This is a genomic window from Halomonas sp. SpR8 (assembly GCF_031010195.1).
Classification (GTDB): domain Bacteria; phylum Pseudomonadota; class Gammaproteobacteria; order Pseudomonadales; family Halomonadaceae; genus Vreelandella.
Genome location: NZ_JAUAMC010000006.1, coordinates 250,241 through 272,786 on the forward strand (window position 1 = coordinate 250,241; position 22,546 = coordinate 272,786).

Consider the following 22,546-nt stretch of genomic DNA (forward strand, 5'->3'; position numbering starts at 1 on the left):
CCCCATGCGTCTGGCCCTGTTTGATCTTGACGACACCCTCCTGGATGGAGACTGCAGCGACCGCTGGAATTTATGGATGATAGAGCAAGGTTGGATTAGCGATGCTGAAGCCTTTATGGCGCGGGCGGCGCAAATGCACCAAGCCTATCACGCCGGAAAGCTAAAGCTTGAAGAGTACTTAGCCATGACCTTGGCGCCGCTGCGTGGGCGTCGGGTGAGAGATGTGCAGAAAGAGGTCGAGCGCTTCGTCGCTACTCACTTGCAGCCGCGTATTTTTGAACAGGCCTGGGCCTGCCTGGAATCGCATCGCCAGGCAGGCGATACGCTGGTGCTGATTTCTGCTTCGTCGCGTCACCTGGTCGAGCCGATTGCGACCACTTTAGGCATTGAACACGTGCTGGCGGTAGAGCTCAGCGTGGAGCACGGCATCAATGAAGACGCGCGCTATACCGGCGGCAGCGAAGGCATTTTTTCGTATCGCGGCGGTAAGGTGTTGCGCTTAAAACAGTGGTTGGCCGAACAACAGATCACCCCCAGCCACACCACTTTCTACTCAGACTCCCGCAACGACCTCCCGCTGCTGCAGTACGTGGATTGCCCTGTGGCGGTTAACCCAGACCCGGTACTGGCCGAGGTGGCTAGCGTTGAAGGGTGGCGGCGCTTAGACTGGCGGACGCCCCCAAGCGCTTCGTCGCCTAACGCTTTGCCAGGAAAACCGGTGCATGTCTGACGCCTACTATTTACAGTTAACTGAACAGCTACGCACCTTGATCGACCAAAACGCCGCCCAGTGGGAAGGCAAACTCCCCGCCGAGCGAGTATTGGCCGAGCATTTTGCCACCACCCGCGTCACCCTGCGCCAAGCGCTTTCTCAGTTGGAGGGGGAGGGCCTGATCCACCGCAGCAACCGGCGCGGCTGGTTTATCTCTCCCGCCCGGTTAGTCTACGACCCCACCCGTGACGCGGGCTTTAACGACTATGTGCGCGCCCAGGGACGACAGCCTCGCACCGCTGTTTTGAAGCTGGAAGCCCGCGTTCACCCGCCTGCCGCTCGGGCGCTGGGCCTGCCGGATGACCAGCCGTTTCAGCATATTCGCCGCCGCCGCTACGTGGATGACCGCGCGGTGCTGGTGGAGTCGCTGTGGGTGGTGCCCGAGCGCGCGCCCGAGTTGCTGGATATCTACGCCGGGCAGTCTCTGTGGGGGCTGCTGCGCGAGCGCTGGGGGCACTACCTGGCTAATCGCTCTATCCGCATGGTGTCGGAAGCGTTGTCGCCTTTGGATGCTGAAGAACTATTCGTTGCGCCCGGCACTGCCGGGTTAAATATTAACCGTGCCATTTTTGACGACCAGCGGCGCCCCATTGAGTATGACGAGGAGCACTGGCTGCACGATTCCCTTTGCATCAGTGTGGAGCTTTCGGGGCAGCGTTAGCGGCGATTGCTTCAAGGCGATCATCAGCGCTTAAAAAAACGGTCAAACAAGCGTCATCGCGGTGTCATTTAACCACGGCAAACTTCTGGTCTATACCAATCAGCCAGGAGACTACTCTCATGATCACTCGCCGCTTATTCCCCTCCACGTTGTTAGCAGGCACCGCTGCCGTTGCGCTTGCCTCAACTGTGCTTGCTGCCAATGCCCAGGCCACTGAATTAACCGTGTATACCGCCGTTGAGTCCGACGACCTGCAAAAATACGCCGAACGCTTCAACGCGGCTCATCCGGATATCGAGATTAACTGGGTGCGTGACTCCACCGGCGTGATTACCGCCCGGCTGCTGGCAGAAAAAGACAACCCCCAGGCCGATGTGATTTGGGGTTTGGCCGCTACCAGCCTGCTTGTGCTGGAAGACGAGGGCATGCTGGAGCGCTATGCACCCGCGGGCGTTGAAAATCTTGACCCAAAATTTGTCGATGCGGCCTATCGGGATGGTGAAGACCCGGCTTGGGTGGGCATGGACGCCTGGGTCGCGGCAATTTGCTACAACACCATTGAGGGCGAGCGCCAGGGCGTACCGATGCCCAGCTCTTGGGAAGATCTGACTAAGCCTGAGTTTGAAGGCCATGTGATTATGCCCAACCCCAACTCGTCGGGTACCGGCTACCTGGACGTGGCCAGCTGGCTGCAGCTTTGGGGCGAGGAGCAGGGCTGGGACTATATGGACCGCCTGCATAACAACATCGCCCGTTACACCCATTCGGGCTCCGCGCCTTGCAGCCTGGCTGCTACCGGTGAAACCGTGGTGGGCGTGTCATTTGCCTTCCGTGGTGCCCGCTTGAAGTCACAGGGAGCGCCTATCGAGGTCGTGTTCCCTGAAGAGGGCCTGGGCTGGGATATGGAAGCCTCTGCCCTTGTGGCCGGTAGCGACAAGCAAGAAGCGGCGCAAACGCTGCTGGATTGGTCGATCTCACGGGAGGCCAACGAGCTGTATAACGAAGGCTATGCGGTGGTGGCCTACCCCGGCGTGGCACAACCCATCGACAACTACCCCACCGATATTACCGAGCGCATGATCGATGCCGACTTCAAGTGGGCGGCGGTCAATCGCGAGCGCGTGCTGGCCGAGTGGCAGCGCCGCTACGACGGTAAAACCGAACAGTAAGCCAAGATCAGCAGTTGCCCCGGCTTAAGCGCCGGGGCTTGGAGATGTTATGCACACCACCATGACGTCGCTGCTGGCGGCTGACTCGCCAGCGGTGATGACCCCCACAACGCCGCACTTAAGTATTGACGCCGTCACCAAGCAGTTTGGAAACTTCACTGCGCTGGACGGTATTTCCCTGACCATTAACGAAGGCGAGTTTGTCTGCTTTCTGGGCCCCTCCGGCTGCGGCAAAACCACCTTGTTGCGCACCATTGCAGGGCTAACCCAGCAAACGTCGGGCACACTGATTCAGCGCGACAAGGATATTTCCCGGCTGCCCACCCAAGCGAGGGACTTCGGCATTGTGTTCCAGTCCTACGCGCTGTTTCCCAACCTGACGGTGTTTAACAATATCGCCTATGGGCTGCGCAACCGTCGGGATGACCGGGCGCGTATCGACACTCGGGTCGCCGAACTGCTCACCCTGGTCAACTTAACCGGCAGTGAAAACAAGTACCCGGCGGCGCTTTCCGGTGGCCAACAGCAGCGGGTAGCGCTGGCGCGTGCACTGGCCACCGAGCCAGGCTTGTTACTACTGGATGAACCCCTCTCGGCGCTGGATGCCCGGGTTCGGGGTCATCTTCGCAGCCAGATTAAAGCCCTTCAGGCGCGCCTGGGCGTAACCACTATTATGGTCACCCACGACCAGGAAGAGGCGCTGACCATGGCCGACCGCATCGTGGTGATGAACCACGGCGTGATTGAGCAGGTGGGCACCCCGGCCGAAATCTATCACCAGCCTGCCAGCGCTTTTGTGGCCTCGTTTATTGGCAGCATGAACTTTCTGGAAGTGACCGCACAGGGCAATAACCGAGCGCTATTGGGTACCACGCCTTGCGCCTGCCTGCCGCATACCCTGGAATTGGGCCAGGCCGCCCAACTGGCCATCCGTCCGGAGGCCGTGGCGCTTAGCCGTGAAACGGGAGCGTTGAAAGGCGAGGTGGTTGGCATCGAGTTTTTGGGCCCCTTTCAGCGGGTTACCCTGCGCCTAACGGAAGCCGATCAAACGCTTATCGCCGATGTGCCGAGCCGAGATAGTAGTGACCTCGACCTGTTTGTGGGGCAGATGCTATCGATTCATCTACCCGCGGAGGCCGCCCGCCTATACCCCGCAGGGAGTAGCCAGCAATGATGGCTAAGACCTTTACAATGTCGGCGACCAAGCCGTCGCTAGAGTCGCTAATCCGTTTGTTAGCGTTACTCGCTGGCGTCGCCTTGCTGGTGGTGGGCCTGCTGTTTCCGCTGGTGGCCATGCTGGTTAAAAGCCTGCAAGACCGCGCCGGTGACTTTATCGGTTTGGCCAACTTTGTTCAGTACTTTCAAACCCCCGCGCTGGTCAATTCGATTGTCAACTCGTTGCGGGTGGCGCTGATGACCACCGTGGTGGTGGTCGGCTTGGCGTTTGTATGCGCCTACGGGATTACCCGCACCTGCATGCCGGGCAAGCGGCTGTTTCGTATGTTGGCGATTCTGCCTATTCTGGCGCCGTCATTACTGCCCGCCATTAGTCTGGTTTACCTGTTCGGCAACCAGGGGTTTCTGCGCGACGTGCTGGCAGACCATTCGATTTATGGGCCGATTGGCATTGTAATGGGCATGAGCTTTTGGATATTCCCCCACGCGCTGATGCTGCTGACCACCGCGCTAACCAACAGCGATGCGCGGCTCTATGAAGCGGCCGAAGCGCTGGGCACTCCCAAATGGCGTACGTTTTTGACCATTACGTTGCCCGGCGTGCGCTACGGGCTGATTTCCTGCCTGTTTGTGGTGTTTACCCTGGCGATCACCGATTTTGGCGTGCCGAAAATTATCGGCGGTCAGTTCAGCGTGCTGGCCACCGATGTCTACCGTCAGGTCGTCGGCCAGCAGAACTTTCAGATGGGCGCGGTAGTCAGCGTGATTCTACTGCTACCCGCGGTGCTCTCGTTTATCGTTGACCGCTGGATACAGCGCCGCCAGGTGGCCCAGCTCTCGGCCCGGGCGGTGCCGTGGCAGCCTACCCCCAGCCCGTTGCGGGACTGGGTCTTTACGCTACTCTGCTACGCGGTGGCCGGTGCCATTGTGTTGGTGATCGGCACCGCGGTTTATGCCTCGCTGGTACAGTTCTGGCCCTACAACTTATCGATCACCTTTGAACACTATACCTTCCAAGGCATGGCCGATGGCGGCTGGGGAGCGTGGTTTAACTCGCTCAAGCTCGCCTTTAGCGTGGCGCTGGTGGGCACGTTGGTGATCTTCTTTAATGCCTGGCTGATCGAAAAGAGCGAAGGCTACCGCCCGCTGCGCCAAGGGCTGCACTTTATGGCCATGCTGCCGATGGCGGTGCCCGGTATGGTGCTGGGGCTTGCCTATATCTTCTTCTTCAATCAGGCGGGCAACCCGTTTAACTGGCTATACGGCACGCTGATGATTCTGGTGCTTAATACCTTGATTCACTTCTACACCGTGTGCCATCTCACCTCGGTCACCGCGCTAAAACAGCTCGACCCCGAATTTGAAGCGGTGGGGGCCTCACTTAAGGTACCTTTCTGGATCACGTTCAGTCGGGTGACGCTGCCCGTGTCGCTGCCCGCGGTACTGGATATATCGGTGTATCTGTTCGTCAATGCGATGACCACGGTGTCCGCGGTGGTGTTTCTCTACAACAGCGACACGCGGCTGGCCTCGGTGGCGGTTCTCCACCTGGATGAAGCCGGTTACTTCGCCAGCGCGGCAGCCATGGCGGTGCTGATTTTCCTTACTTCGCTAGTGGTGAAGCTGCTGCATACCGCGCTTACCCATGTGTTGTTAAACAACGCCCAGCGCTGGCGCATGGCCTAGGCGGAATCTAGACCGCCGCCGTGCTTGCGGTTAAAGTATTTAAAAAAAAACTGGTATAGACCAAAATGACCGATCACATTAAAGAGCCCTATCTATTAACCCCTGGGCCGCTGACGACGTCCCGAGCAACCAAAGCCGCGATGCTGCGCGACTGGGGCTCCTGGGATGACGACTTTAACCAAGTGACCGCTGATATTCGTCGGCAACTACTTGCCATGGCCGAGGCGCCAAGCGACGAGTACGCCTGTGTGCCTATGCAGGGCAGCGGCACCTTTGCCGTTGAGAGTGCCCTGGCCTGCGCAACGGATCCCGGCGGCAAGGTGCTGGTGCTGATGAACGGTGCCTACGGTAAGCGCGCGGCGCAGTTGCTCCACATGATGGGCCGCCGTTATGCGACGCTGGATAAAGGCGACTATCTGCCACCACGGGCCGATGAAGTCGCAGCACTGCTGGAGCAAGACCCAGCGATTACCTCGGTGTTTCTGGTGCACTGCGAAACCAGTTCGGGCATTTTGAACCCGTTAGACGCCATCGCTGACGTGGTGCACACCCATGGTAAAGCGCTCATCGTCGATGCCATGAGCTCTTTTGGCGGCATCCCCATCAGCCTCGCGACAACGCCCATTGACGTGCTGGTCTCCTCCGCCAATAAATGCATTGAGGGCGTGCCGGGTTTTGGCTTTGTAATTATCCACCAGGCGCTGCTTGAAGCAGGCGAAGGTCGTGCTCACTCGTTGAGTCTGGATCTGCACGCCCAATGGGAATATATGGAACGCACCGGCCAGTGGCGCTTTACGCCGCCCACGCACACCGTGGTGGCCTTTCAGGCGGCGCTTGCCCAGCACCGGGAAGAGGGCGGCGTGCCGGGGCGCTGCGCGCGCTATTCCCGCAATCGTGATGCGTTGGTCAACGGCATGCGGGCGCTGGGCTTCAGCACGCTGCTGGAAGACGAATGGCTATCGCCGATCATCACCACTTTTTTAAGCCCCCCCGACCCAGCGTTTGAGTTTCACACCTTTTACGCGGCGCTAAAGGCGCGCGGGTTTTTGATCTACCCCGGTAAATTGACCGAAGTAGAGAGTTTTCGTATCGGCTGCATTGGTCAGCTAGGAACGACGGTGATCGCGCGACTGCTAAGCGCCATTCAAGATGTGCTAGCGGATATGGATGTTTCTCTCATTGCTGACCTATCTTCACCATCAGGGAGCGCCTAATGCAGTATCACTCTCCTCAATGCTTACAAGCGGTTATCTGTGATTGGGCGGGTACGCTGGTCGACTTTGGCTCCTTTGCGCCCACCCAGATCTTTGTCGAAGCCTTTGCTGAACTGGGCGTGGCGATTAGCTTGGAAGAAGCGCGCGGCCCCATGGGAATGGGTAAGTGGGATCATATTCGTACCCTATGCAATCAGCCGGAGATCGCCGAACGCTTTGTTCAGGCGGTCGGCCACACACCCAGCGATGACGATATTACGGCGCTTTACGAGCGCTTTATGCCGCTGCAAATCGCCAAAATTGCCGATCACTCGGCGGTGATCCCTGGCGCGCTCGACACCTTGGCGACGCTGCGCGCCCAGGGACTGAAAATCGGCTCCTGTTCCGGCTACCCGGCGATGGTGATGGAAAAAGTCGTTGCCCTGGCCGCTGATAACGGCTTGCAGGTGGATCACGTGGTGGCGACTGATAACGTGCCCAACGGTCGCCCGCATCCTGCCCAAGCGTTGGCTAATGTGATTGCCCTAGGCGTCAGCGATGTGGCCGCCTGCGTCAAGGTCGACGACACCACGCCGGGCATTCTGGAAGGTCGCAGCGCAGGGATGTGGACAGTCGCGCTTACCTGCTCGGGTAATGCGCTGGGGCTGACCTATGCGCAGTATCAAGCGCTCGGCGATGTACAGCGCCAAGCGGCCCATGACCGGGTGGCCGATCAGTTTGCGCCCTCCGCGCCGCACTACTGTATTGAGACCATTGCCGGGCTGCCCGGCGTTGTGGATGACATTAATGCCCGCCTTCGGCGGGGAGAGCGTCCGTGAGTCCCATTGCCCTTGCGCTGGTACTGGTCTCGGTGTGCATGCATGCTGGATGGAATGTGCTGGGCAAACGCAATGCGCCGTCGTTGGCCGCTTTTGCCTTGGCTTACGGCGCGGGCGGGGCGGTTCTACTGCCGCTGGTATGGCTTGGGCCGTCATTAGCAGCACTACCGAGCGCATTTTGGGGCTGGCTGGCGCTTTCAGGGCTGTGCCAAATGCTCTATATGGGCGGCTTGGCCTGGGCCTACGCCAGGGGAGACGTCAGCGTGCTTTACCCCATTGCCCGAGCACTGCCGGTGGTGCTGGTGCCGCTGGTATCCATTGCGCTCTTGGGCAGCCGCGTACTGGATCGCTGGGACGGCCTTGGCATGGTATTGGTGGTGGCAGGTGCGCTTTGCCTACCGCTTAGCCACCCTCAGGCGCGTAGGCTTTCTACCTATCTAACGCCTGCCATGGGATTTGCGCTGCTGGCCGCTGTCGGTACGGTTGGTTACTCGCTGATCGATAAGCAGGCGCTGGGGCTGATGCAGAGGGCAGGGCATAGTGGGTTAACCGCCGGGGCGGTGTTTATGGTGCTGCAAGCGTTGATGACGCTCACCTGGGCGATACCTATGCTGGCGCTGCTACCGGCGGAGCGCCGTCGCCTGCCTGCGCTCCGCCAGCAGGGGCTCACCATGCTGGTCGTTACCGGGTTGATGATGACCTGTACTTACGGTCTGGTATTAATCGCCTTGGCGCTTACCGACGAAGTGAGTTATGTGGTGGCGCTGCGCCAGCTTTCCATTCCGGTAGGGGTATTGATGGGCGTGCTATGGCTCAAGGAGCCTGCCTCCAGGGCAAAGGCCGTTGGCACGCTGGTGATGTTGGCGGGGCTGGTGTTGGTGGTGCTTTAGATCAGCGATAACTATTTCAGCGCCTGCCAAATCAGATTAAAGCCGACCAGGAACATGGCGAAAATCACCAAGCGGTAAAACAGCGCTTCGTTAACACGGCTTTGCAGCCACAAGCCGTTGCGTACCCCGATCCAGGCGAAGGGCACCAGTAGCAGCGACGCCCAAGCGCTGGTGACATTGATCTCGCCAAGCCACATATAGGGGGCCAGTTTGATGACGTTGACCACCGCAAACGACACCGCGCAGGTGGCGATAAAGGTCTCTTTCGACAGTTTGCGCGGCAGCAGGTAAACGTTCAGCGGCGGCGCGCCCGCATGGGCCATAAAACTGGTGAAGCCGCAGACGCTCGCCGCGGGTAATGCCCAGCGGGCAGAAATGGGCTTTTTAGCGACGGGCTTGAGTAGCATGTAAGCGGCGAACAGCAAGGTGATAATGCCCAGGGTCAGGCGCAAGCCCTGTTCGCTCAGGGTGTCAAACAGCAGCGTGCCCACCGCCACGCCGATAAACAGCCCCGGCACAAAGCGCCACACCTCCGCGTTTGACTGCCTGCCCCACCACGCCTTCACCGCAAACACGTCCATGACCAGCAGCAGCGGTAGTAACAGACCTGCAGCCTGTGCCGGGCTGATCGCTAGCGCCATCAACGGCACCGACAGCGTGCCAAAGCCCCCCGCAAAACCGCCTTTTGAAACGCCGGTAAGATACACGGAAAATACGATCAACAGCCAGGCGATCACGGAGTAGTCGGGGAGCATACGCCTCTCTCGGTTATCAGTTCGCGGTTATCAGTTTTCGGAAATCAGTGGTCAATAAAAAGCCCCGCAGAAGCGGGGCACAACAGCATAGCATTAGATGAACGTTAGCGGGCGAAGCGTCGCTCCATCAAGCGTTCATTAGCCACTCGTGATCGGGGTCGTTGTGGAACTTCCACACCCGTTTGGGGCCGGCCATCACGTTTAAGTAATAAAGCGAGTAGCCGTGGGCAGCGCCAACGGGGTGATAGCCCTTGGGCACCAGTACGCAGCAGCCATTTTCCACCGCCATGGTTTCATCAAGGCTGCGGTCGTCGGTGTAGACGCGCTGAAAGGCAAAGCCCTGGGCGGGATTAATGCGGTGGTAGTAGGTCTCTTCCAACTGCGACTCGTGGGGTAAGTTATCCGCATCGTGTTTGTGCGGTGGGTAGCTCGACCAGTTGCCCGCGGGGGTGAATACTTCGACCACCAGCAGGCTATCGGCAGCCTCGGTTTCCGGCAAAATATCGTGCACATGGCGGGTATTGGTGCCCTGGCCGCGGGTGCTCTGCTTGATGTTGTCAGGCGCTATCAAGCGTGGCGCATGATTGCCGTGCCCTGGGGCCGCACACACGGCCAGCTCGAGATCGGTGGTCGCTTCTACCGAGTAGCTAACCCCATTGGGTAGGTAAACCGCGTAGGGCGGAATTTGTTCAAAGATATCCATACGCTTGCCGATATCATCAAAGCGGTGCTCACCGCAGGCCACATTGGCGCGACCAGTGAGCAGCACCAGGCAGACTTCCTGATCATCACTGCTGGCTTCCAGGCGCTGGCCCTTGGCGAGTTTATGTACCCGAAAGCCGACATGCGTCCAGCCAGCGGAGGCGGGGGTAACGTCAATCACGGTGCCTTGCGCATCCGGGGCGGTGGGGTGTACCAGTAGTGAAGTCATTATTCGCTTCTCCTAACGGTTCGGTGACGGTCTGGTCAGCCAAACGTCTTGAAAATAAAACCTTACGAGGCTGCTTAAACTGAAGCATCAAGCAGAATTTTGCGCCCTTCGCGTAGCGAGCGCTCCGCTGCCTCGGCTAAGCGTAATGCTTCTAACCCATCCTGGGCGCCTGCCAGAGGGGTACGCTTTTCGCGCCAGGCATCGACAAAGTCGCCAATCTCTAATCGATAAGCCTCTGCATAACGCTCTAAAAAGAACCACTTGGGTTTGTCTTCCACTTGCCCTGCCTCGCCGGTAAAGCGTAACCGGGTATCAGACTCGTTTTGTGCCTGTAGCATGCCTTGGCTGCCAAACGCTTCGATACGCTGATCGTAGCCGTAGCAGGCACGCCGTGAGTTGCTGATTTGGCAAAGCTTTCCACTGGCGGTGGTGAGGGTGACCATGGCGGTATCCACATCACCCGCTTCGCCAATCGCTGGGTCAATGATGCTACTGCCAACGGCAAAGACACTTTCGATCGGTTCATCGAGCAGCCAGCGCGCCATGTCCAGATCGTGAATCATCATATCTCTGAACAGACCGCCGGACTCAGCCACATACTCGGCAGGCGGGGGCGATGGGTCCCGGCTGATAATCGTCAGGGTTTCCAGTGCCCCAATACGCCCTTGGGTAATGGCTTGTTTAAGCGCTGCAAATTGGGGATCGTGGCGACGGTTAAAACCTAACGCGCAGGTCACCGGATTGTCGCTGAGCACCTGCAGCGCATCGCGCGTGCGCGCTAAATCCAGGGCGATGGGTTTTTCGCATAGAATCGCCTTGCCCGAGCGTGCGGCACGCTCCAGATACTCCGCGTGAGTGGGTGTACTTGAGGCAATCAGCACCGCATCAATATCATCATCTGCGAAAATTTCATCCACAGAGACCGCTCGGCTGGCGTACTGCTCGGCCAGCGCCTCTGCAGCAGGCTGATGAAAATCGGCCACGGCGGCCAGGGTAACGTTGGGGTGTGAATAAATGGCCTGGGCATGCACCTTGCCGATGCGTCCTGCGCCGATAAGTGCGAGTTTCATAAGCTCTCCTGTTTTGTTGTTGGTGTTCGGTTGTTTGAACATTTAGGTCTTACGTTTTTTGCTTTGGGTTTTTGCCAGCTTTTTCTAGCGCTTTGTCCTGGCGTACGCCAAGGGCAATCGCCAGGGCTTGGGTCAGGCAGAGCGATGCGGTCAAGCTGCGGAAACTTTTTACCTCGGCCTCGTTGACTACAAACACCACATCGGCGAAACGAGCCAGTGGGCTGAGGGTTGAGTCGGTAATCACCACAATAGGTAAACCGCGCTGATGGGCGTCTTCGCAGGCTTTTTGGCTCTCTTCTGCATAGGGAGAAAAGCTGATGGTAAGCAGGGCGTCGTGTTGGCTCATGGCGCGCAGCTGCTCGCCGTACATCCCACCCAATCCATTAACCAGCAAAGCTGGTTTATCCACATGGGCCAAGGCATAGGTCATATAGCTGGCGACCATGAAACTTCGCCTGGCCCCCATCACATGGATAGCGTGGGCCTGCTCAAAAATATCCAACGCTTTTTCCAGGCTCTCTGGATCAATACGGCTGGGCAACTGCTCTAAAACAGCGCGGTTGGCATCAGCGAACTCCCATAACAGCTGGGTGCTATCTGGGGTTTCCCCGGTGGCGCTGCGTACTGCACGAATTCGTTCGGTGTAGTTCGGCAATTCATCGACCAGGCGACTACGAAACAGCTGCTGCATTTCGGAAAAACCCTTAAACCCCAAGCTATTAGCCAGGCGAATCAAGGTGGAGGGGGTGACATCCGCCTGCTCGGCAATTTTGGCTACGGTCGCCAGCGCCACTTCCTGAGGGTGGTCGAGCATAAACCGCGCGGTTTGCTGCAAGCGTTTGCTTAGCGTGTCGTACTCGGCGGTGATCAGCGTTTCCAGCTCGCGGTAGCTTTGTGGTGGCTGGGGCATACAAATTCCTTAGCGTTAACTCATGTACCACTCATTGCTCATGAACCAATGAGCAACGTGGCTGGTTGATATGCAGTCTAGCTGTTTGAAATAAATATTCCATTTATACAAAAGTATGGAATAAATAATTTGCTAGTTTTGATGTTTGGAATCTATATTTCATATCGCCAAGGCATTTAATGCCACTTCCCTACCAACAACGATAACGTTATGAGGAATTATTTATGGCACGTCTATCTCAATGGCTTCTAGCCACCGCCGCCACCACGGCTTTAATGGCAGGTGCCGCACAAGCACAGGAACCGGAACAAGAAGCGAGCCGCTTTGTCATGGTGACTCATGGCGTTCCCTCGGATCCTTTCTGGTCAGTAGTCAAAAACGGCGCTGAGGCGGCGGCTGACCTTGTAGGCGCAGAGCTTGAGTATCGCGCACCTTCCACCTTTGATATGGCCAAAATGCAGCAACTCGTCCAGGCGGCGGTAGCGTCTCAACCAGACGGTTTGATTCTGTCGTTCACCGACGAAAATGCCCTGGGCAGCGTTGTGCAAGATGCAGTCGATAACGGGATTCCCGTGATCACCATCAATTCCGGTGGTGATGTGGCGCGGGATTATGGTGCCCGTTTACACGTTGGGCAGAGTGAGTACGAAGCGGGTAAGCAGGCCGCCGAACGTATGCAAGAGTTGGGCGTTGAGAAAGGCGTTTGTGTCAACCATGAGCAGGGTAACCAGGGCCTTGACCAGCGCTGCGATGGTTTTGTCGACGGCTTTGATGGCAACGCTGATCAGTTGGCGACTACCTACGACCCCACCAATATTCGCAACGCCATCGTGGCTTATCTCAACCAGAACAGTGACGTTCGCGGTGTGTTAACCCTGGGCGCGCTGGCGGCAGATCCAATGATTAAGGCCATGCGTGAGCAAGGGGCGACCGACACATTCACTCTAGGTACCTTTGATCTCTCTCCCGGCATTCTAGAAGCGCTTGATGCGGGCGACCTGGATTTTGCGATCGACCAACAGCAGTACATGCAGGGCTACTTGCCCGTTATGTTCCTGGATCAGTTCGTTAAGAACGGTCTGTTACCCGCAGGGGATGTTGCCACCGGGCCGGGGTTTGTCACTCAAGAAAACGCTGCGCAGGTTGTTGAGCTGAGTAGCCAGGGCATCCGTTGATAACGACCTAATCGGAAAAGGCTCGGCACCGCCGAGCCTTGGGAGTCGATCGCCATGAGTTCCAATGAAACTAACCAACCTGTTGCGCCAGCAGCGGTTGATCAAGATGAGCGGATTCAGAAAGTCTCATTTTGGAAAAAAGCGCTCAATCGCCCTGAATTGGGTGCGCTAGCGGGTGCCGTGTTGGTGCTTGCCTTCTTTATCGCCGCGTCCAGTGGCACCGGGATGTTTACCCCCGCCGGTATTATTAATTTTCTTGAAGTCGCCGCCCAGCTCGGCATTATCGCCACGGCGGCTGCGCTGCTGATGATCGGCGGTGAGTTTGATCTATCGATTGGCTCGATGATCGGCTTGGCCGGCATTCTGATTGCTATCCCTGCGGTGGAGTATGGCTGGCCGCTATGGGCGGCTATTTTATTGGCCTTCGCATGTGCAGGCTTGGTGGGCTGGATTAACGGTAATCTGGTCAATAAAACGGGGTTGCCTTCCTTTATCGTCACGCTGGGTTTTTTGTTTATTCTGCGTGGTCTGGCGATTGGCGTCAGCCGCTTATTGACCGGACGTACTCAGGTCGGGGGCGTACAAGAGCATATTCCAGGTGACTGGTTCGCGGCGCTATTCTCCGGTGAGGTGGCCACGGGCCTGTTTACCTGGATGGCAGCCAATGGCTGGATGGCGACCAATTTTGCGGGCAACCCCGTCGTCTCGGGCATTCCAGTCTCTATCGTCTGGTGGCTGGGTTTAACCGCTGTGGCGACCTGGGTGCTTCTGTGTACACCTTACGGTAACTGGATATTCGCCAGCGGTGGCGACGCCAACGCCGCGCGCAACTCGGGTGTGCCTGTCCACCGCGTCAAGATCTCGCTTTTCATGTTTACCGCTTTTTCCGCCACCATTTTTGCCTGCATTCAGGTCATGGATACCGGCTCGGCGGACACCATTCGCGGCCTGTTAAAAGAGCTGGAGGCCATTATCGCGGTGGTGATTGGCGGCGCTTTGCTAACCGGCGGCTACGGGTCTGCCATTGGCGCAGCGCTGGGTGCGCTGATCTTTGGCATGGTGCAAATGGGTATCTTCTACACCGGTGTTAACACTGACTGGTTCCAGGTTTTCCTGGGTGTGATGCTGCTGGTGGCGGTGCTGTTCAACAATTACATGCGCAAGAAGGCGATGGAGGCCAAGTAACATGACAACTCAAACGCCAATGATTGAAATGCGCAGTGTCAGCAAGCACTTCGGCAGTGTCATCGCGCTAAGCGATATCTCAATGCAGGTCTATGCCGGCGAAGTAATGTGCTTGCTCGGTGATAACGGCGCGGGCAAATCAACGCTGATCAAAACCCTCTCCGGGGTTCATCAGCCCACTCATGGTGAGATGCTGCTGGATGGCGAACCCGCCCGCTTCAAGTCACCGGCTTACGCGCTAGATGCGGGTATCGCGACGGTTTTCCAGGACTTGGCGATGGTGCCGTTGATGTCGATTACCCGGAATTTCTTTATGGGGCGCGAACCGACGGTGGGTTGGGGGCCGTTTAAGCGCATCAATTGGAAATACGCCGACCGCATTGCCAAGCAGGAAATGTCCAAAATTGGTATTGATGTGCGCGATCCGAGTCAGCCGGTGGGCACGCTTTCCGGTGGTGAGCGTCAGTGCGTAGCGATTGCCCGTGCCGTCTATTTTGGCGCCAAAGTGCTGATTCTGGATGAGCCAACGTCCGCCCTCGGGGTCAAGCAGGCCTCGGTAGTGCTGCGCTATATCGCCAAGGCGCGGGCCGATGGCTTGGCGGTCATCTTTATTACCCACAACGTTCACCATGCCTTCCCGGTGGCCGATGCGTTCACCCTTTTATCACGTGGCGGTAGCCTGGGCTCCTTCCGTAAAGAAGAAGTTACCCGCGAAGAAGTGCTCAACATGATGGCCGGTGGTGCTGAACTGGAAAGTTTGGATGCAGAACTCGCTGAGTTTCAGCGCAGCGACCGCGAGAAAAAAGCCAATAGCGCTGCTGCCGAGCAGTCCACATCGAAGGCCGCTGGCGGGAATGTCGATGAGTCTGCCGAAAAACGTTTAGCGGGCGGCTATTAAGGAACCAATATGACGACATCAACTTTATCATCGCCGTTTACGTTGGCCGTTTGCGCTGAAATGGTTTTTCGCGACCTGCCGATGATTGAACGCGTGAAACGTATCGACGCGCTCGGTTTTCAAGTGGAAATCTGGGATTGGACCAAGCATGACATAGAAGCCTTAGCCAGCAGCGGCGCCACCTTCTCATCTATGACCGGTTATGTCACTGGCACCTTGGCAGATGCTGCTGGGGCCGATGAGCTTCTGAGAACTGCCGCAGAATCTGTGGAGGTCGCAAAGCGGCTTGGCATCCCGCGCCTTAATCTACATGGCACTGGGTTGGATGGCGAAGGACTCCCCGTCAAACCTTGCCAACAGATGACCGGCGCTATGTGGCTTAAAGCACGAGAGACATTGAATCGGTTGGCAGATCTCGGCGAACAGCACGATGTTACCTTCGTGCTGGAAAACCTCAATACCGACGTAGACCACCCAGGGGTGCCGTTTGCCCGCACAGAGGATGTGCTGGCGTTGGTTGAAAGCGTTGATCGCCCTGGTTTACGCATCATGCTGGATCTTTATCACTCACAAATTGGCGAAGGTAATCTGATCGAATTGATTCGCCGCTGCGGGCCGTACATAGGTGAAGTGCAGGTGGCCGATGTGCCTGGGCGCTGCGAACCGGGAACGGGCGAGATTAACTACCCGGCCATTGCCAAAACACTGAACGACATGGGTTATCGCGGCACCGTAGGGCTGGAAGGCTGGGCCTCTGGCGACGATGACCTCGCTCTTGACCGGTTCCGTGCTGCCTTCTCATTTTAATCGATAGCCACCCAAGACGCTTATATGCCCAGTGTCATCTTTTGCCCGATACCACGAATTTGTGACGTGGGGAGACGTTTATGCTGAATAACAACAGTCAACACCGACCGCTTGACCTGATTTGTCTTGGACGCGTGGCGGTCGACCTTTACGCCGAACAGATTGGCAGCCGTTTAGAAGATGTGGCCAGCTTTGCCAAGTACCTGGGTGGCAGCTCGGGCAATATGGCCTACGGCACTGCGCGGCTTGGGCTGAAGTCCGCCATGCTCTCACGGGTCGGCGATGAGCAGATGGGTAGATTCGTGCGCGAAGAGCTTAAGCGGGTGGGCGTGGATACTACCGCGCTACAAACCGACCCCGAGCGCCACACGGGCCTGGTGCTATTGGCGTTAAAAGATCGCGAAAGCTTTCCGCTGCTATTTTACCGTCGCGACTGCGCCGATATGGCCATCGATGCTGACGCTATCGATCCTGAATTTATTGCCCGGGCAAAAGCACTGGCGATTACGGGCACTCACCTTTCAACGGATACCACCCGCCGGGCGTGTCGCAAGGCGCTGGACGCCGCCGCTCATTATGGTGTGAAGCGGGTGTTGGATATCGACTACCGGCCCGTGCTGTGGGGATTGACCAATCCTGGCGATGGTGAAACCCGCTTTATCGCCGATGACAAAGTGACCACCGACCTGCAGCGCTGGCTGCCGGATTTTGACCTGATTGTGGGTACCGAAGAGGAGTTCCATATCGCTGGCGGCAGTACGGATACCTTGGCGGCGCTGCGCGCGGTGCGTGAGGTTAGCCAGGCTACCCTGGTTTGCAAACTGGGGCCCATGGGCTGTGTGGTGTTTGAAGGTGCTATTCCTGACCGTATTGAAGACGGTATTTTGGTCAAAGGCGTACAGGTCGAGGTGCTTAATGTACTGGGCGCCGGGGATGCCTTTATGAGCGGGTTGCTACGCGGCTGGTTACGCGGCGAGCCCTGGCAAACCAGCGCTGCCTATGCCAACGCCTGTGGCGCGCTAGTGGTCTCCCGTCACGGCTGTGCCCCCGCCATGCCCACTGAAGACGAGTTATTTGATTACCTGGCGCGCCGCGACGAAGTACCCCGTCCGGATGTCGATCAACGCCTAAATCATTTGCACCGGGTCACTACCCGAGTGCCTGCTCAGTGGCCTGAAGTCCTCGGACTGGCATTTGACCACCGCCGCCAGCTCACCGATATGGCCCGTGAAGCGCATGCTGACAGTGCGCGGCTACCCGCACTCAAAAAACTCCTGGTCACCGCCGCTGAAGAGGGCGCAAAGCTGGGTGGTATTCCCACTCCCGCGATTCTGGTAGACGACGTGCTGGGTCAGGACGCGCTCAATCATGCTAGTGGAAAAGGCTGGTGGATTGGTCGACCGGTAGAGCTGCCAGGCTCACGCCCACTGCGTTTCCAGCATGGCGACGATTTAGGTGCCTGCCTGCGCAACTGGCCTAGAGAGCAGATCATTAAATGTCTGGTCTTCTACCATCCTGACGACGAAATTGCGCTGCGCCTGGAGCAGGAGGAGCGTCTGCGGCAACTCTATCAGGCGGCCTGTACGTATGGGCTGGAGTTGCTGATTGAAATCATTCCCCCTGCAAACATGCCCAACGACGATAAGACGTTACCGCGAAGCCTGCAGCGGCTTTACAACCTGGGCATTCGCCCCGACTGGTGGAAGCTGCCTGCTATGTCAGATGCCGCCTGGCAGGCGGTGGGCGAGATCATTGAGCGCGAAGATGCCTACTGTCGCGGCGTCGTACTGCTCGGGCTCGACGCCCCTATGGACGATATGAAGCGCGGCTTTCAAGCAGCAGCCAATCATGCCTGCTGCAAAGGTTTCACCGTTGGGCGCACGCTATTTGCCAGCGCCAGTCGCGACTGGCTGGCGGGGCGTATCGACGATGCCAGCTTGGTAGAGCGGGTCGCCCAAAACTATGCCGAACTGATAAAGGCGTGGCGGCAATTAAGACAGGCGCAGCCGCAAACGCTGGCCCACACGGAGGAGGCGTAAGATGAGCACCATTCGACTCACCATGGCCCAGGCGCTGGTCAAGTACCTTGCCGCGCAACGCATCGAGATTGATGGCCGAGAGGTGGCGCTGTTCGAAGGCGTGTTTGCGATTTTTGGTCATGGAAATGTAGCCGGGTTGGGCGAAGCGCTTTATCACGTACAAGACGCGCTGCCCACCTTTCGCGCTCATAATGAGCAAGCCATGGCTCACGCGGCGATTGCCTTTGCCAAAGCCAATGGCCGTCAGCGCTTAATGGCCGCCACCAGCTCGATTGGCCCAGGGGCAACTAATATGGTTACCGCTGCGGCGCTGGCCCATGCCAACCGTTTGCCGATCTTGCTGCTGCCGGGGGACACCTTTGCTACCCGCGATCCTGATCCGGTGCTGCAACAGGTAGAGCATTTCGGTGACCCGACCATTAGCGTTAACGACTGCTTTCGCCCGGTATCGCGCTACTTCGACCGTATTAACCGCCCGGAGCAACTGCTGACCAGCTTGCCTCAGGCGATTTCCACCCTGCTTGACCCAGAGCACTGCGGCCCGGCGACCCTGGCGCTGCCCCAGGATGTGCAAACCTTTGCCTACGACTACCCGGAAGCCTTTTTTACCCCCAAGGTACATCGCATTCGCCGTCCGCCGCCGGATGCTTACGAGCTTCGTCAAGCAATCGCTGCGCTGCAACAGGCCAAACGCCCGCTAATTATCGCCGGTGGCGGCGTGCATTACGCCGCTGCCTGCGACGCCCTGGCCGAGTTTGCCAAAGTACGCGGTATTCCGGTGGCCGAAACTCAGGCGGGCAAAGGCGCACTGCCCGACAGCCACCCCTGCGCGGTAGGTGCCATTGGGGTGACCGGCAGCGCCGCCGCTAATCAGCTGGCGGAGCAGGCCGATGTCATTTTGGCGGTGGGTACTCGCCTACAGGACTTTACCACCGGCTCTAGGGCGTTGTTTGAAGGCAGCAATAAGACGCTGATCGCCCTCAACATTGGCCGTTTCGACAGCGTTAAGCATCAAGCGCTGCCACTCACCTGCGATGCCTTGATTGGGCTGGGGCAGCTCGATTCAGCGCTGGGCGAGTGGCGAGGCAGCGATGAATGGCGCGAACAGACCGGAACGCTTAAACGTGAATGGGCCGAAATAGTACAACGCGTGACCGCTGATCAAAGGCTGGCACTACCCACCGATGCCCAGGTGATCGGTGCGGTTAATCGCCAAGCAGGCAACGATACCACCGTGGTATGCGCGGCCGGCGGCTTACCTGGAGAGCTACATAAGCTCTGGCAATGCTCAGGCCCTGGCAGCTACCACGTCGAGTACGGTTTCTCCTGCATGGGCTATGAAATTGCCGGTGGTCTAGGCGTAAAAATGGCCAAGCCCGAGCGGCAAGTGGTGGTGATGGTGGGTGACGGTAGCTATCTGATGCACAACTCTGAGCTGGCCACCTCGGTGATGCTGGGCCACAAGTTAATCGTGGTGGTGCTGGATAACCGCGGCTATGGCTGTATCAACCGCCTGCAACATGCGACCGGCGGCGCGGGGTTCAACAACCTGCTGCAAGATTGCCGCACGGTGGAGGCTGGCGCACCGAAAACCGATTTTGCCGCTCACGCCAAAGCTTTGGGCTGTGAGTCTGAATCAGTCACCGGTATTGCCGAGCTGGAGCAAGCGCTGGTGCGCGCTCGAGCCGCCCACTCTACCTATGTGATCGCCCTGGATACTGACCCGTTACCCAGCACCCAAGAAGGCGGTGCCTGGTGGGAAGTGGCCGTGCCCGAAGTCTCCGAGCGTGAGGCGGTCAATAACGCCTATCAAGGGTACCGCGAAGCCAAACAGCGCCAACGCCATTAATACCAACAAACATAAACACAAGGAATACGCTATGCCAACGGTTACTTTAGGTATTAATCCGCTCACCTGGACGAACGATGACTTGCCCAGTCTAGGCGGCGCAACGCCCCTGGAAACCTGCCTGAAAGAGGGGCGCGAAGCGGGCTTTAGCGGCTTTGAACTGGGCAATAAATTTCCCCGCACGCCGGACGCCTTGAATGAGGTGCTTAGCGCTCACGACTTAGCGCTTGTTTCAGGCTGGTACTCCGCACATCTGCTGGAGCGCAGCCCGGAAGAAGAGATTGAAGCCATTCAGGATCATATGAACTTGCTCAAACAGTGCGGCGCCAAGGTGATGGTGCTGTGTGAAGTCACTCACTGTGTTCACGGCGATCAGGAGCGCCCGCTCTCTCAACGCCCGCATCTTGCTGAGAATGAGTGGCAGCGTTTGCTCAAAGGTCTGGACGTAGTGGGCGACTATCTGAAATCCCAAGGTATTCAGCTGGTGTATCACCACCACTTGGGCACGGTGATCGAAAGCCAGACCGACGTTGAGCGCTTAATGGATAACACCGGCGAAGGCGTAGGTCTACTGCTCGACTTTGGTCATTTGCGCGGTGCAGGCGGCGATCCGCTCGCCATCGCCAAACGCTACAGCGGGCGCATCCATCATGTGCACTGCAAAGATCTGCGCTTCCCGGTGCTGGACGCAGTGCGCAACCGTGACAAAAGCTTTTTAAACGGTGTGTTAGACGGTCTGTTTACGGTGCCGGGGGATGGCAATGTAGATTTTCTGCCCGCCTTAACCCACCTGTGCGAACAGGGCTACGAGGGTTGGTTAGTGGTTGAAGCTGAACAAGACCCCGAAGTCGCCCACCCGCTGACTTACGCCCGTCTGGGCTACCGCAACTTACGCCAGCTCGCCGAGCAGGCGGGTTTTGACATTGCCGACTAAAACAGCACCCGCGATGCATTCTTATCAGGAGTCGTTATGAAGACGCTATTCCACTATCTCAATGGCCAACATATCGCAGGTCAGAACCAACGCACTTCGCCAGTTTATAATCCGGCCACCGGCGAGCAGAGCGCCCAGGTGGTGCTGGCCAGTGCCGACGAGACCCGTGACGCAGTGCGCATCGCCGATGAGGCCTTTGCCGCCTGGTCAAAAACCTCACCGCTTAAGCGCGCGCGTATTTTGTTTAAATTCAAGGCGCTGGTTGAGGCGCACACCGATGAGTTGGCGCGACTGATCTCCAGCGAACACGGCAAGGTATTTTCAGATGCCAAAGGCGAAGTGACCCGCGGCCTGGAAGTGGTCGAGTTCGCCTGCGGCATACCCCACTTGCAGAAGGGCGAGCACTCCATGAACGTCGGCACCGGCGTTGATAGCTACTCGATGATGCAGCCGCTGGGCGTGTGCGCGGGTATCTCGCCGTTCAACTTCCCCGCTATGGTGCCCATGTGGATGTTCCCCATCGCCCTGGCCTGCGGCAATACCTTCGTGATGAAACCGTCTGAAAAAGACCCCTCTACGCCGCTGCGATTAGCCGAGTTGTTAAGCGAAGCGGGCCTGCCGGATGGCGTTTTCAACGTCGTCAACGGCGATAAAGAAGCCGTGGACGTGCTGCTCACCGATGAGCGTGTTCAGGCGGTAAGCTTTGTGGGCTCCACGCCCATCGCCGAATACATCTACGCTACGGCATCAAAACATGGCAAACGTGTTCAGGCGCTGGGCGGCGCCAAAAACCATATGGTGATCATGCCCGATGCGGATCTGGATCAGGCGGTGGGTGCCCTGATGGGAGCAGCCTATGGCTCAGCAGGCGAGCGCTGCATGGCGATTTCCGTAGCGGTGCCCGTGGGCGAAGAGACCGCCAACCGACTGCGCGAAAAGCTGGTGGCTGAACTGGAGAAATTAACCGTCGGCCCTGGCTTGGTCGATGGCCCGGATAACGATATGGGCCCGCTGATCACCCGGGAGCATCGCGATAAAGTGGCGGGTTATATCCAAACCGGCGTCGATGAAGGCGCCGAGCTAGTGGTCGACGGTCGCCAAACAACGGTTGATGGCGCAGGTGATGGCTACTTTATTGGCGGGACACTATTTGACCATGTGACGGCTAAGATGCGCATTCACTCCGAGGAGATCTTCGGCCCGGTGCTGGCGATTGCCCGCGTGGAGAGTTTTGACGACGCGGTGAGCATGATCAATGCCCACGAGTACGGCAACGGCACGGCGATCTTTACCCGGGATGGCGATGCTGCACGCCAGTACTGCGAGCAGATTCAGGTCGGCATGGTGGGCGTTAATGTGCCAATTCCGGTACCCATGGCGTTCCACAGCTTCGGCGGCTGGAAGCGTTCGTTGTTTGGCCCGCTGCATATGCACGGCCCGGATGGCGTGCGCTTCTACACCCGCATGAAAACCATCACCCAGCGCTGGCCGAGCGGTATTCGTGAGGAGACCAATCACTTCACTATGCCGACGATGTAAACAGTCTACGGGGCACGACAGCATTCAACGCCGGGCCCAGCCCGGTGTTATTGTTTTAGAACAGGGAT

The 22,546-nt window shown here is 58.0% G+C and carries 20 protein-coding genes; 16 read left to right on the top strand and 4 right to left on the bottom strand.

What is annotated here, in order from left to right; all coding sequences use genetic code 11:
- Positions 1-4: 4 nt before the first annotated feature.
- The 8 genes from QT230_RS13855 to QT230_RS13890 all read left to right on the top strand — a co-directional run bounded on the left by QT230_RS13855 (position 5) and on the right by QT230_RS13890 (position 8,386).
- Positions 5-730 carry an HAD-IB family hydrolase gene (locus tag QT230_RS13855; protein WP_308322491.1) on the top strand — a complete coding sequence of 242 codons (726 nt, stop codon included), beginning with the start codon at positions 5-7 and terminating at the stop codon, positions 728-730.
- Positions 723-1,433 (top strand): UTRA domain-containing protein, encoded by a 711-nt coding sequence (locus QT230_RS13860; protein ID WP_308322492.1) that lies wholly within the window; start codon positions 723-725, stop codon positions 1,431-1,433. The genes QT230_RS13855 and QT230_RS13860 overlap by 8 nt, the downstream gene beginning before the upstream one ends.
- Before the next feature lie 119 nt (positions 1,434-1,552).
- Complete coding sequence (locus tag QT230_RS13865) at positions 1,553-2,602, top strand: putative 2-aminoethylphosphonate ABC transporter substrate-binding protein (RefSeq protein WP_308322493.1); 1,050 nt, start codon at positions 1,553-1,555, stop codon at positions 2,600-2,602.
- A gap of 49 nt (positions 2,603-2,651) precedes the next feature.
- Positions 2,652-3,776 carry a putative 2-aminoethylphosphonate ABC transporter ATP-binding protein gene (locus QT230_RS13870; protein WP_308322494.1) on the top strand — a complete coding sequence of 375 codons (1,125 nt, stop codon included), beginning with the start codon at positions 2,652-2,654 and terminating at the stop codon, positions 3,774-3,776.
- Positions 3,773-5,464, top strand: coding sequence for a putative 2-aminoethylphosphonate ABC transporter permease subunit (locus QT230_RS13875; protein ID WP_308322496.1), 1,692 nt, complete (start codon positions 3,773-3,775; stop codon positions 5,462-5,464). The genes QT230_RS13870 and QT230_RS13875 overlap by 4 nt, the downstream gene beginning before the upstream one ends.
- A gap of 65 nt (positions 5,465-5,529) precedes the next feature.
- The gene (locus QT230_RS13880) at positions 5,530-6,678 is read left to right on the top strand and encodes a 2-aminoethylphosphonate--pyruvate transaminase (RefSeq protein WP_308322497.1); all 1,149 of its coding nucleotides are present in this window, start codon (positions 5,530-5,532) and stop codon (positions 6,676-6,678) included.
- Complete coding sequence (gene phnX, locus QT230_RS13885; RefSeq protein WP_308322498.1) at positions 6,678-7,496, top strand: phosphonoacetaldehyde hydrolase; 819 nt, start codon at positions 6,678-6,680, stop codon at positions 7,494-7,496. The genes QT230_RS13880 and phnX overlap by 1 nt, the downstream gene beginning before the upstream one ends.
- Positions 7,493-8,386 carry an EamA family transporter gene (locus QT230_RS13890; RefSeq protein WP_308322499.1) on the top strand — a complete coding sequence of 298 codons (894 nt, stop codon included), beginning with the start codon at positions 7,493-7,495 and terminating at the stop codon, positions 8,384-8,386. Before phnX ends, QT230_RS13890 begins: the two co-directional genes overlap by 4 nt.
- 11 nt (positions 8,387-8,397) lie before the next feature.
- Here the strand turns inward: QT230_RS13890 and QT230_RS13895 are convergent, their stop codons facing one another.
- The 4 genes from QT230_RS13895 to QT230_RS13910 all read right to left on the bottom strand — a co-directional run bounded on the left by QT230_RS13895 (position 8,398) and on the right by QT230_RS13910 (position 12,052).
- Positions 8,398-9,141, bottom strand: a complete 744-nt coding sequence (locus QT230_RS13895) for a sulfite exporter TauE/SafE family protein (protein ID WP_308322501.1) — start codon at positions 9,139-9,141, stop codon at positions 8,398-8,400.
- A 127-nt stretch (positions 9,142-9,268) separates the two neighbouring features.
- Positions 9,269-10,072, bottom strand: coding sequence for a 5-deoxy-glucuronate isomerase (iolB, locus tag QT230_RS13900; RefSeq protein WP_308322502.1), 804 nt, complete (start codon positions 10,070-10,072; stop codon positions 9,269-9,271).
- A 74-nt stretch (positions 10,073-10,146) separates the two neighbouring features.
- Positions 10,147-11,142, bottom strand: a complete 996-nt coding sequence (gene iolG / locus QT230_RS13905; RefSeq protein ID WP_308322503.1) for an inositol 2-dehydrogenase — start codon at positions 11,140-11,142, stop codon at positions 10,147-10,149.
- Positions 11,143-11,191: 49 nt separating this feature from the next.
- A complete protein-coding gene (locus QT230_RS13910; protein ID WP_308322504.1) occupies positions 11,192-12,052 on the bottom strand; it encodes a MurR/RpiR family transcriptional regulator in 861 nt (286 codons plus the stop codon).
- Positions 12,053-12,276: 224 nt separating this feature from the next.
- Here QT230_RS13910 and QT230_RS13915 point away from each other — a divergent pair, with 224 nt between their 5' ends.
- The 8 genes from QT230_RS13915 to QT230_RS13950 all read left to right on the top strand — a co-directional run bounded on the left by QT230_RS13915 (position 12,277) and on the right by QT230_RS13950 (position 22,478).
- Positions 12,277-13,227: a sugar ABC transporter substrate-binding protein gene (locus tag QT230_RS13915; protein ID WP_308322505.1), complete on the top strand. Its 951-nt coding sequence runs from the start codon at positions 12,277-12,279 to the stop codon at positions 13,225-13,227.
- A 54-nt stretch (positions 13,228-13,281) separates the two neighbouring features.
- The gene (locus QT230_RS13920; protein WP_308322506.1) at positions 13,282-14,412 is read left to right on the top strand and encodes an ABC transporter permease; all 1,131 of its coding nucleotides are present in this window, start codon (positions 13,282-13,284) and stop codon (positions 14,410-14,412) included.
- 1 nt (position 14,413) lies between these two features.
- On the top strand, positions 14,414-15,310 hold the full coding sequence (locus QT230_RS13925; RefSeq protein ID WP_308322507.1) for an ATP-binding cassette domain-containing protein: 897 nt from the start codon (positions 14,414-14,416) through the stop codon (positions 15,308-15,310).
- A 9-nt stretch (positions 15,311-15,319) separates the two neighbouring features.
- Complete coding sequence (locus QT230_RS13930; protein ID WP_308322508.1) at positions 15,320-16,117, top strand: TIM barrel protein; 798 nt, start codon at positions 15,320-15,322, stop codon at positions 16,115-16,117.
- An 80-nt stretch (positions 16,118-16,197) separates the two neighbouring features.
- Entirely contained in the window at positions 16,198-18,156 is a 1,959-nt protein-coding gene (gene iolC, locus QT230_RS13935) for a 5-dehydro-2-deoxygluconokinase (protein ID WP_308322509.1), read from the top strand.
- Position 18,157: 1 nt separating this feature from the next.
- Positions 18,158-20,005 (top strand): 3D-(3,5/4)-trihydroxycyclohexane-1,2-dione acylhydrolase (decyclizing), encoded by a 1,848-nt coding sequence (gene iolD, locus QT230_RS13940; protein WP_308322511.1) that lies wholly within the window; start codon positions 18,158-18,160, stop codon positions 20,003-20,005.
- 31 nt (positions 20,006-20,036) lie between these two features.
- A complete protein-coding gene (gene iolE / locus QT230_RS13945; protein ID WP_308322512.1) occupies positions 20,037-20,939 on the top strand; it encodes a myo-inosose-2 dehydratase in 903 nt (300 codons plus the stop codon).
- 36 nt (positions 20,940-20,975) lie between these two features.
- Complete coding sequence (locus QT230_RS13950) at positions 20,976-22,478, top strand: CoA-acylating methylmalonate-semialdehyde dehydrogenase (protein ID WP_308322513.1); 1,503 nt, start codon at positions 20,976-20,978, stop codon at positions 22,476-22,478.
- Positions 22,479-22,546: the final 68 nt, after the last annotated feature.

What these genes read in the sequence shown, in the direction of transcription:
- iolC (WP_308322509.1), top strand. Translation starts at nt 16,198, where the DNA reads ATGCTGAATAACAACAGTCAACACCGACCGCTTGACCTGATTTGTCTT.
- QT230_RS13860 (WP_308322492.1), top strand. Translation starts at nt 723, where the DNA reads ATGTCTGACGCCTACTATTTACAGTTAACTGAACAGCTACGCACCTTG.
- QT230_RS13895 (WP_308322501.1), bottom strand. Translation starts at nt 9,141, where the DNA reads ATGCTCCCCGACTACTCCGTGATCGCCTGGCTGTTGATCGTATTTTCC.
- QT230_RS13915 (WP_308322505.1), top strand. Translation starts at nt 12,277, where the DNA reads ATGGCACGTCTATCTCAATGGCTTCTAGCCACCGCCGCCACCACGGCT.
- iolG (WP_308322503.1), bottom strand. Translation starts at nt 11,142, where the DNA reads ATGAAACTCGCACTTATCGGCGCAGGACGCATCGGCAAGGTGCATGCC.
- phnX (WP_308322498.1), top strand. Translation starts at nt 6,678, where the DNA reads ATGCAGTATCACTCTCCTCAATGCTTACAAGCGGTTATCTGTGATTGG.
- QT230_RS13870 (WP_308322494.1), top strand. Translation starts at nt 2,652, where the DNA reads ATGCACACCACCATGACGTCGCTGCTGGCGGCTGACTCGCCAGCGGTG.
- QT230_RS13855 (WP_308322491.1), top strand. Translation starts at nt 5, where the DNA reads ATGCGTCTGGCCCTGTTTGATCTTGACGACACCCTCCTGGATGGAGAC.
- iolE (WP_308322512.1), top strand. Translation starts at nt 20,037, where the DNA reads ATGCCAACGGTTACTTTAGGTATTAATCCGCTCACCTGGACGAACGAT.
- QT230_RS13950 (WP_308322513.1), top strand. Translation starts at nt 20,976, where the DNA reads ATGAAGACGCTATTCCACTATCTCAATGGCCAACATATCGCAGGTCAG.
- QT230_RS13925 (WP_308322507.1), top strand. Translation starts at nt 14,414, where the DNA reads ATGACAACTCAAACGCCAATGATTGAAATGCGCAGTGTCAGCAAGCAC.
- QT230_RS13880 (WP_308322497.1), top strand. Translation starts at nt 5,530, where the DNA reads ATGACCGATCACATTAAAGAGCCCTATCTATTAACCCCTGGGCCGCTG.
- iolD (WP_308322511.1), top strand. Translation starts at nt 18,158, where the DNA reads ATGAGCACCATTCGACTCACCATGGCCCAGGCGCTGGTCAAGTACCTT.
- iolB (WP_308322502.1), bottom strand. Translation starts at nt 10,072, where the DNA reads ATGACTTCACTACTGGTACACCCCACCGCCCCGGATGCGCAAGGCACC.
- QT230_RS13875 (WP_308322496.1), top strand. Translation starts at nt 3,773, where the DNA reads ATGATGGCTAAGACCTTTACAATGTCGGCGACCAAGCCGTCGCTAGAG.
- QT230_RS13920 (WP_308322506.1), top strand. Translation starts at nt 13,282, where the DNA reads ATGAGTTCCAATGAAACTAACCAACCTGTTGCGCCAGCAGCGGTTGAT.
- QT230_RS13865 (WP_308322493.1), top strand. Translation starts at nt 1,553, where the DNA reads ATGATCACTCGCCGCTTATTCCCCTCCACGTTGTTAGCAGGCACCGCT.
- QT230_RS13930 (WP_308322508.1), top strand. Translation starts at nt 15,320, where the DNA reads ATGACGACATCAACTTTATCATCGCCGTTTACGTTGGCCGTTTGCGCT.
- QT230_RS13910 (WP_308322504.1), bottom strand. Translation starts at nt 12,052, where the DNA reads ATGCCCCAGCCACCACAAAGCTACCGCGAGCTGGAAACGCTGATCACC.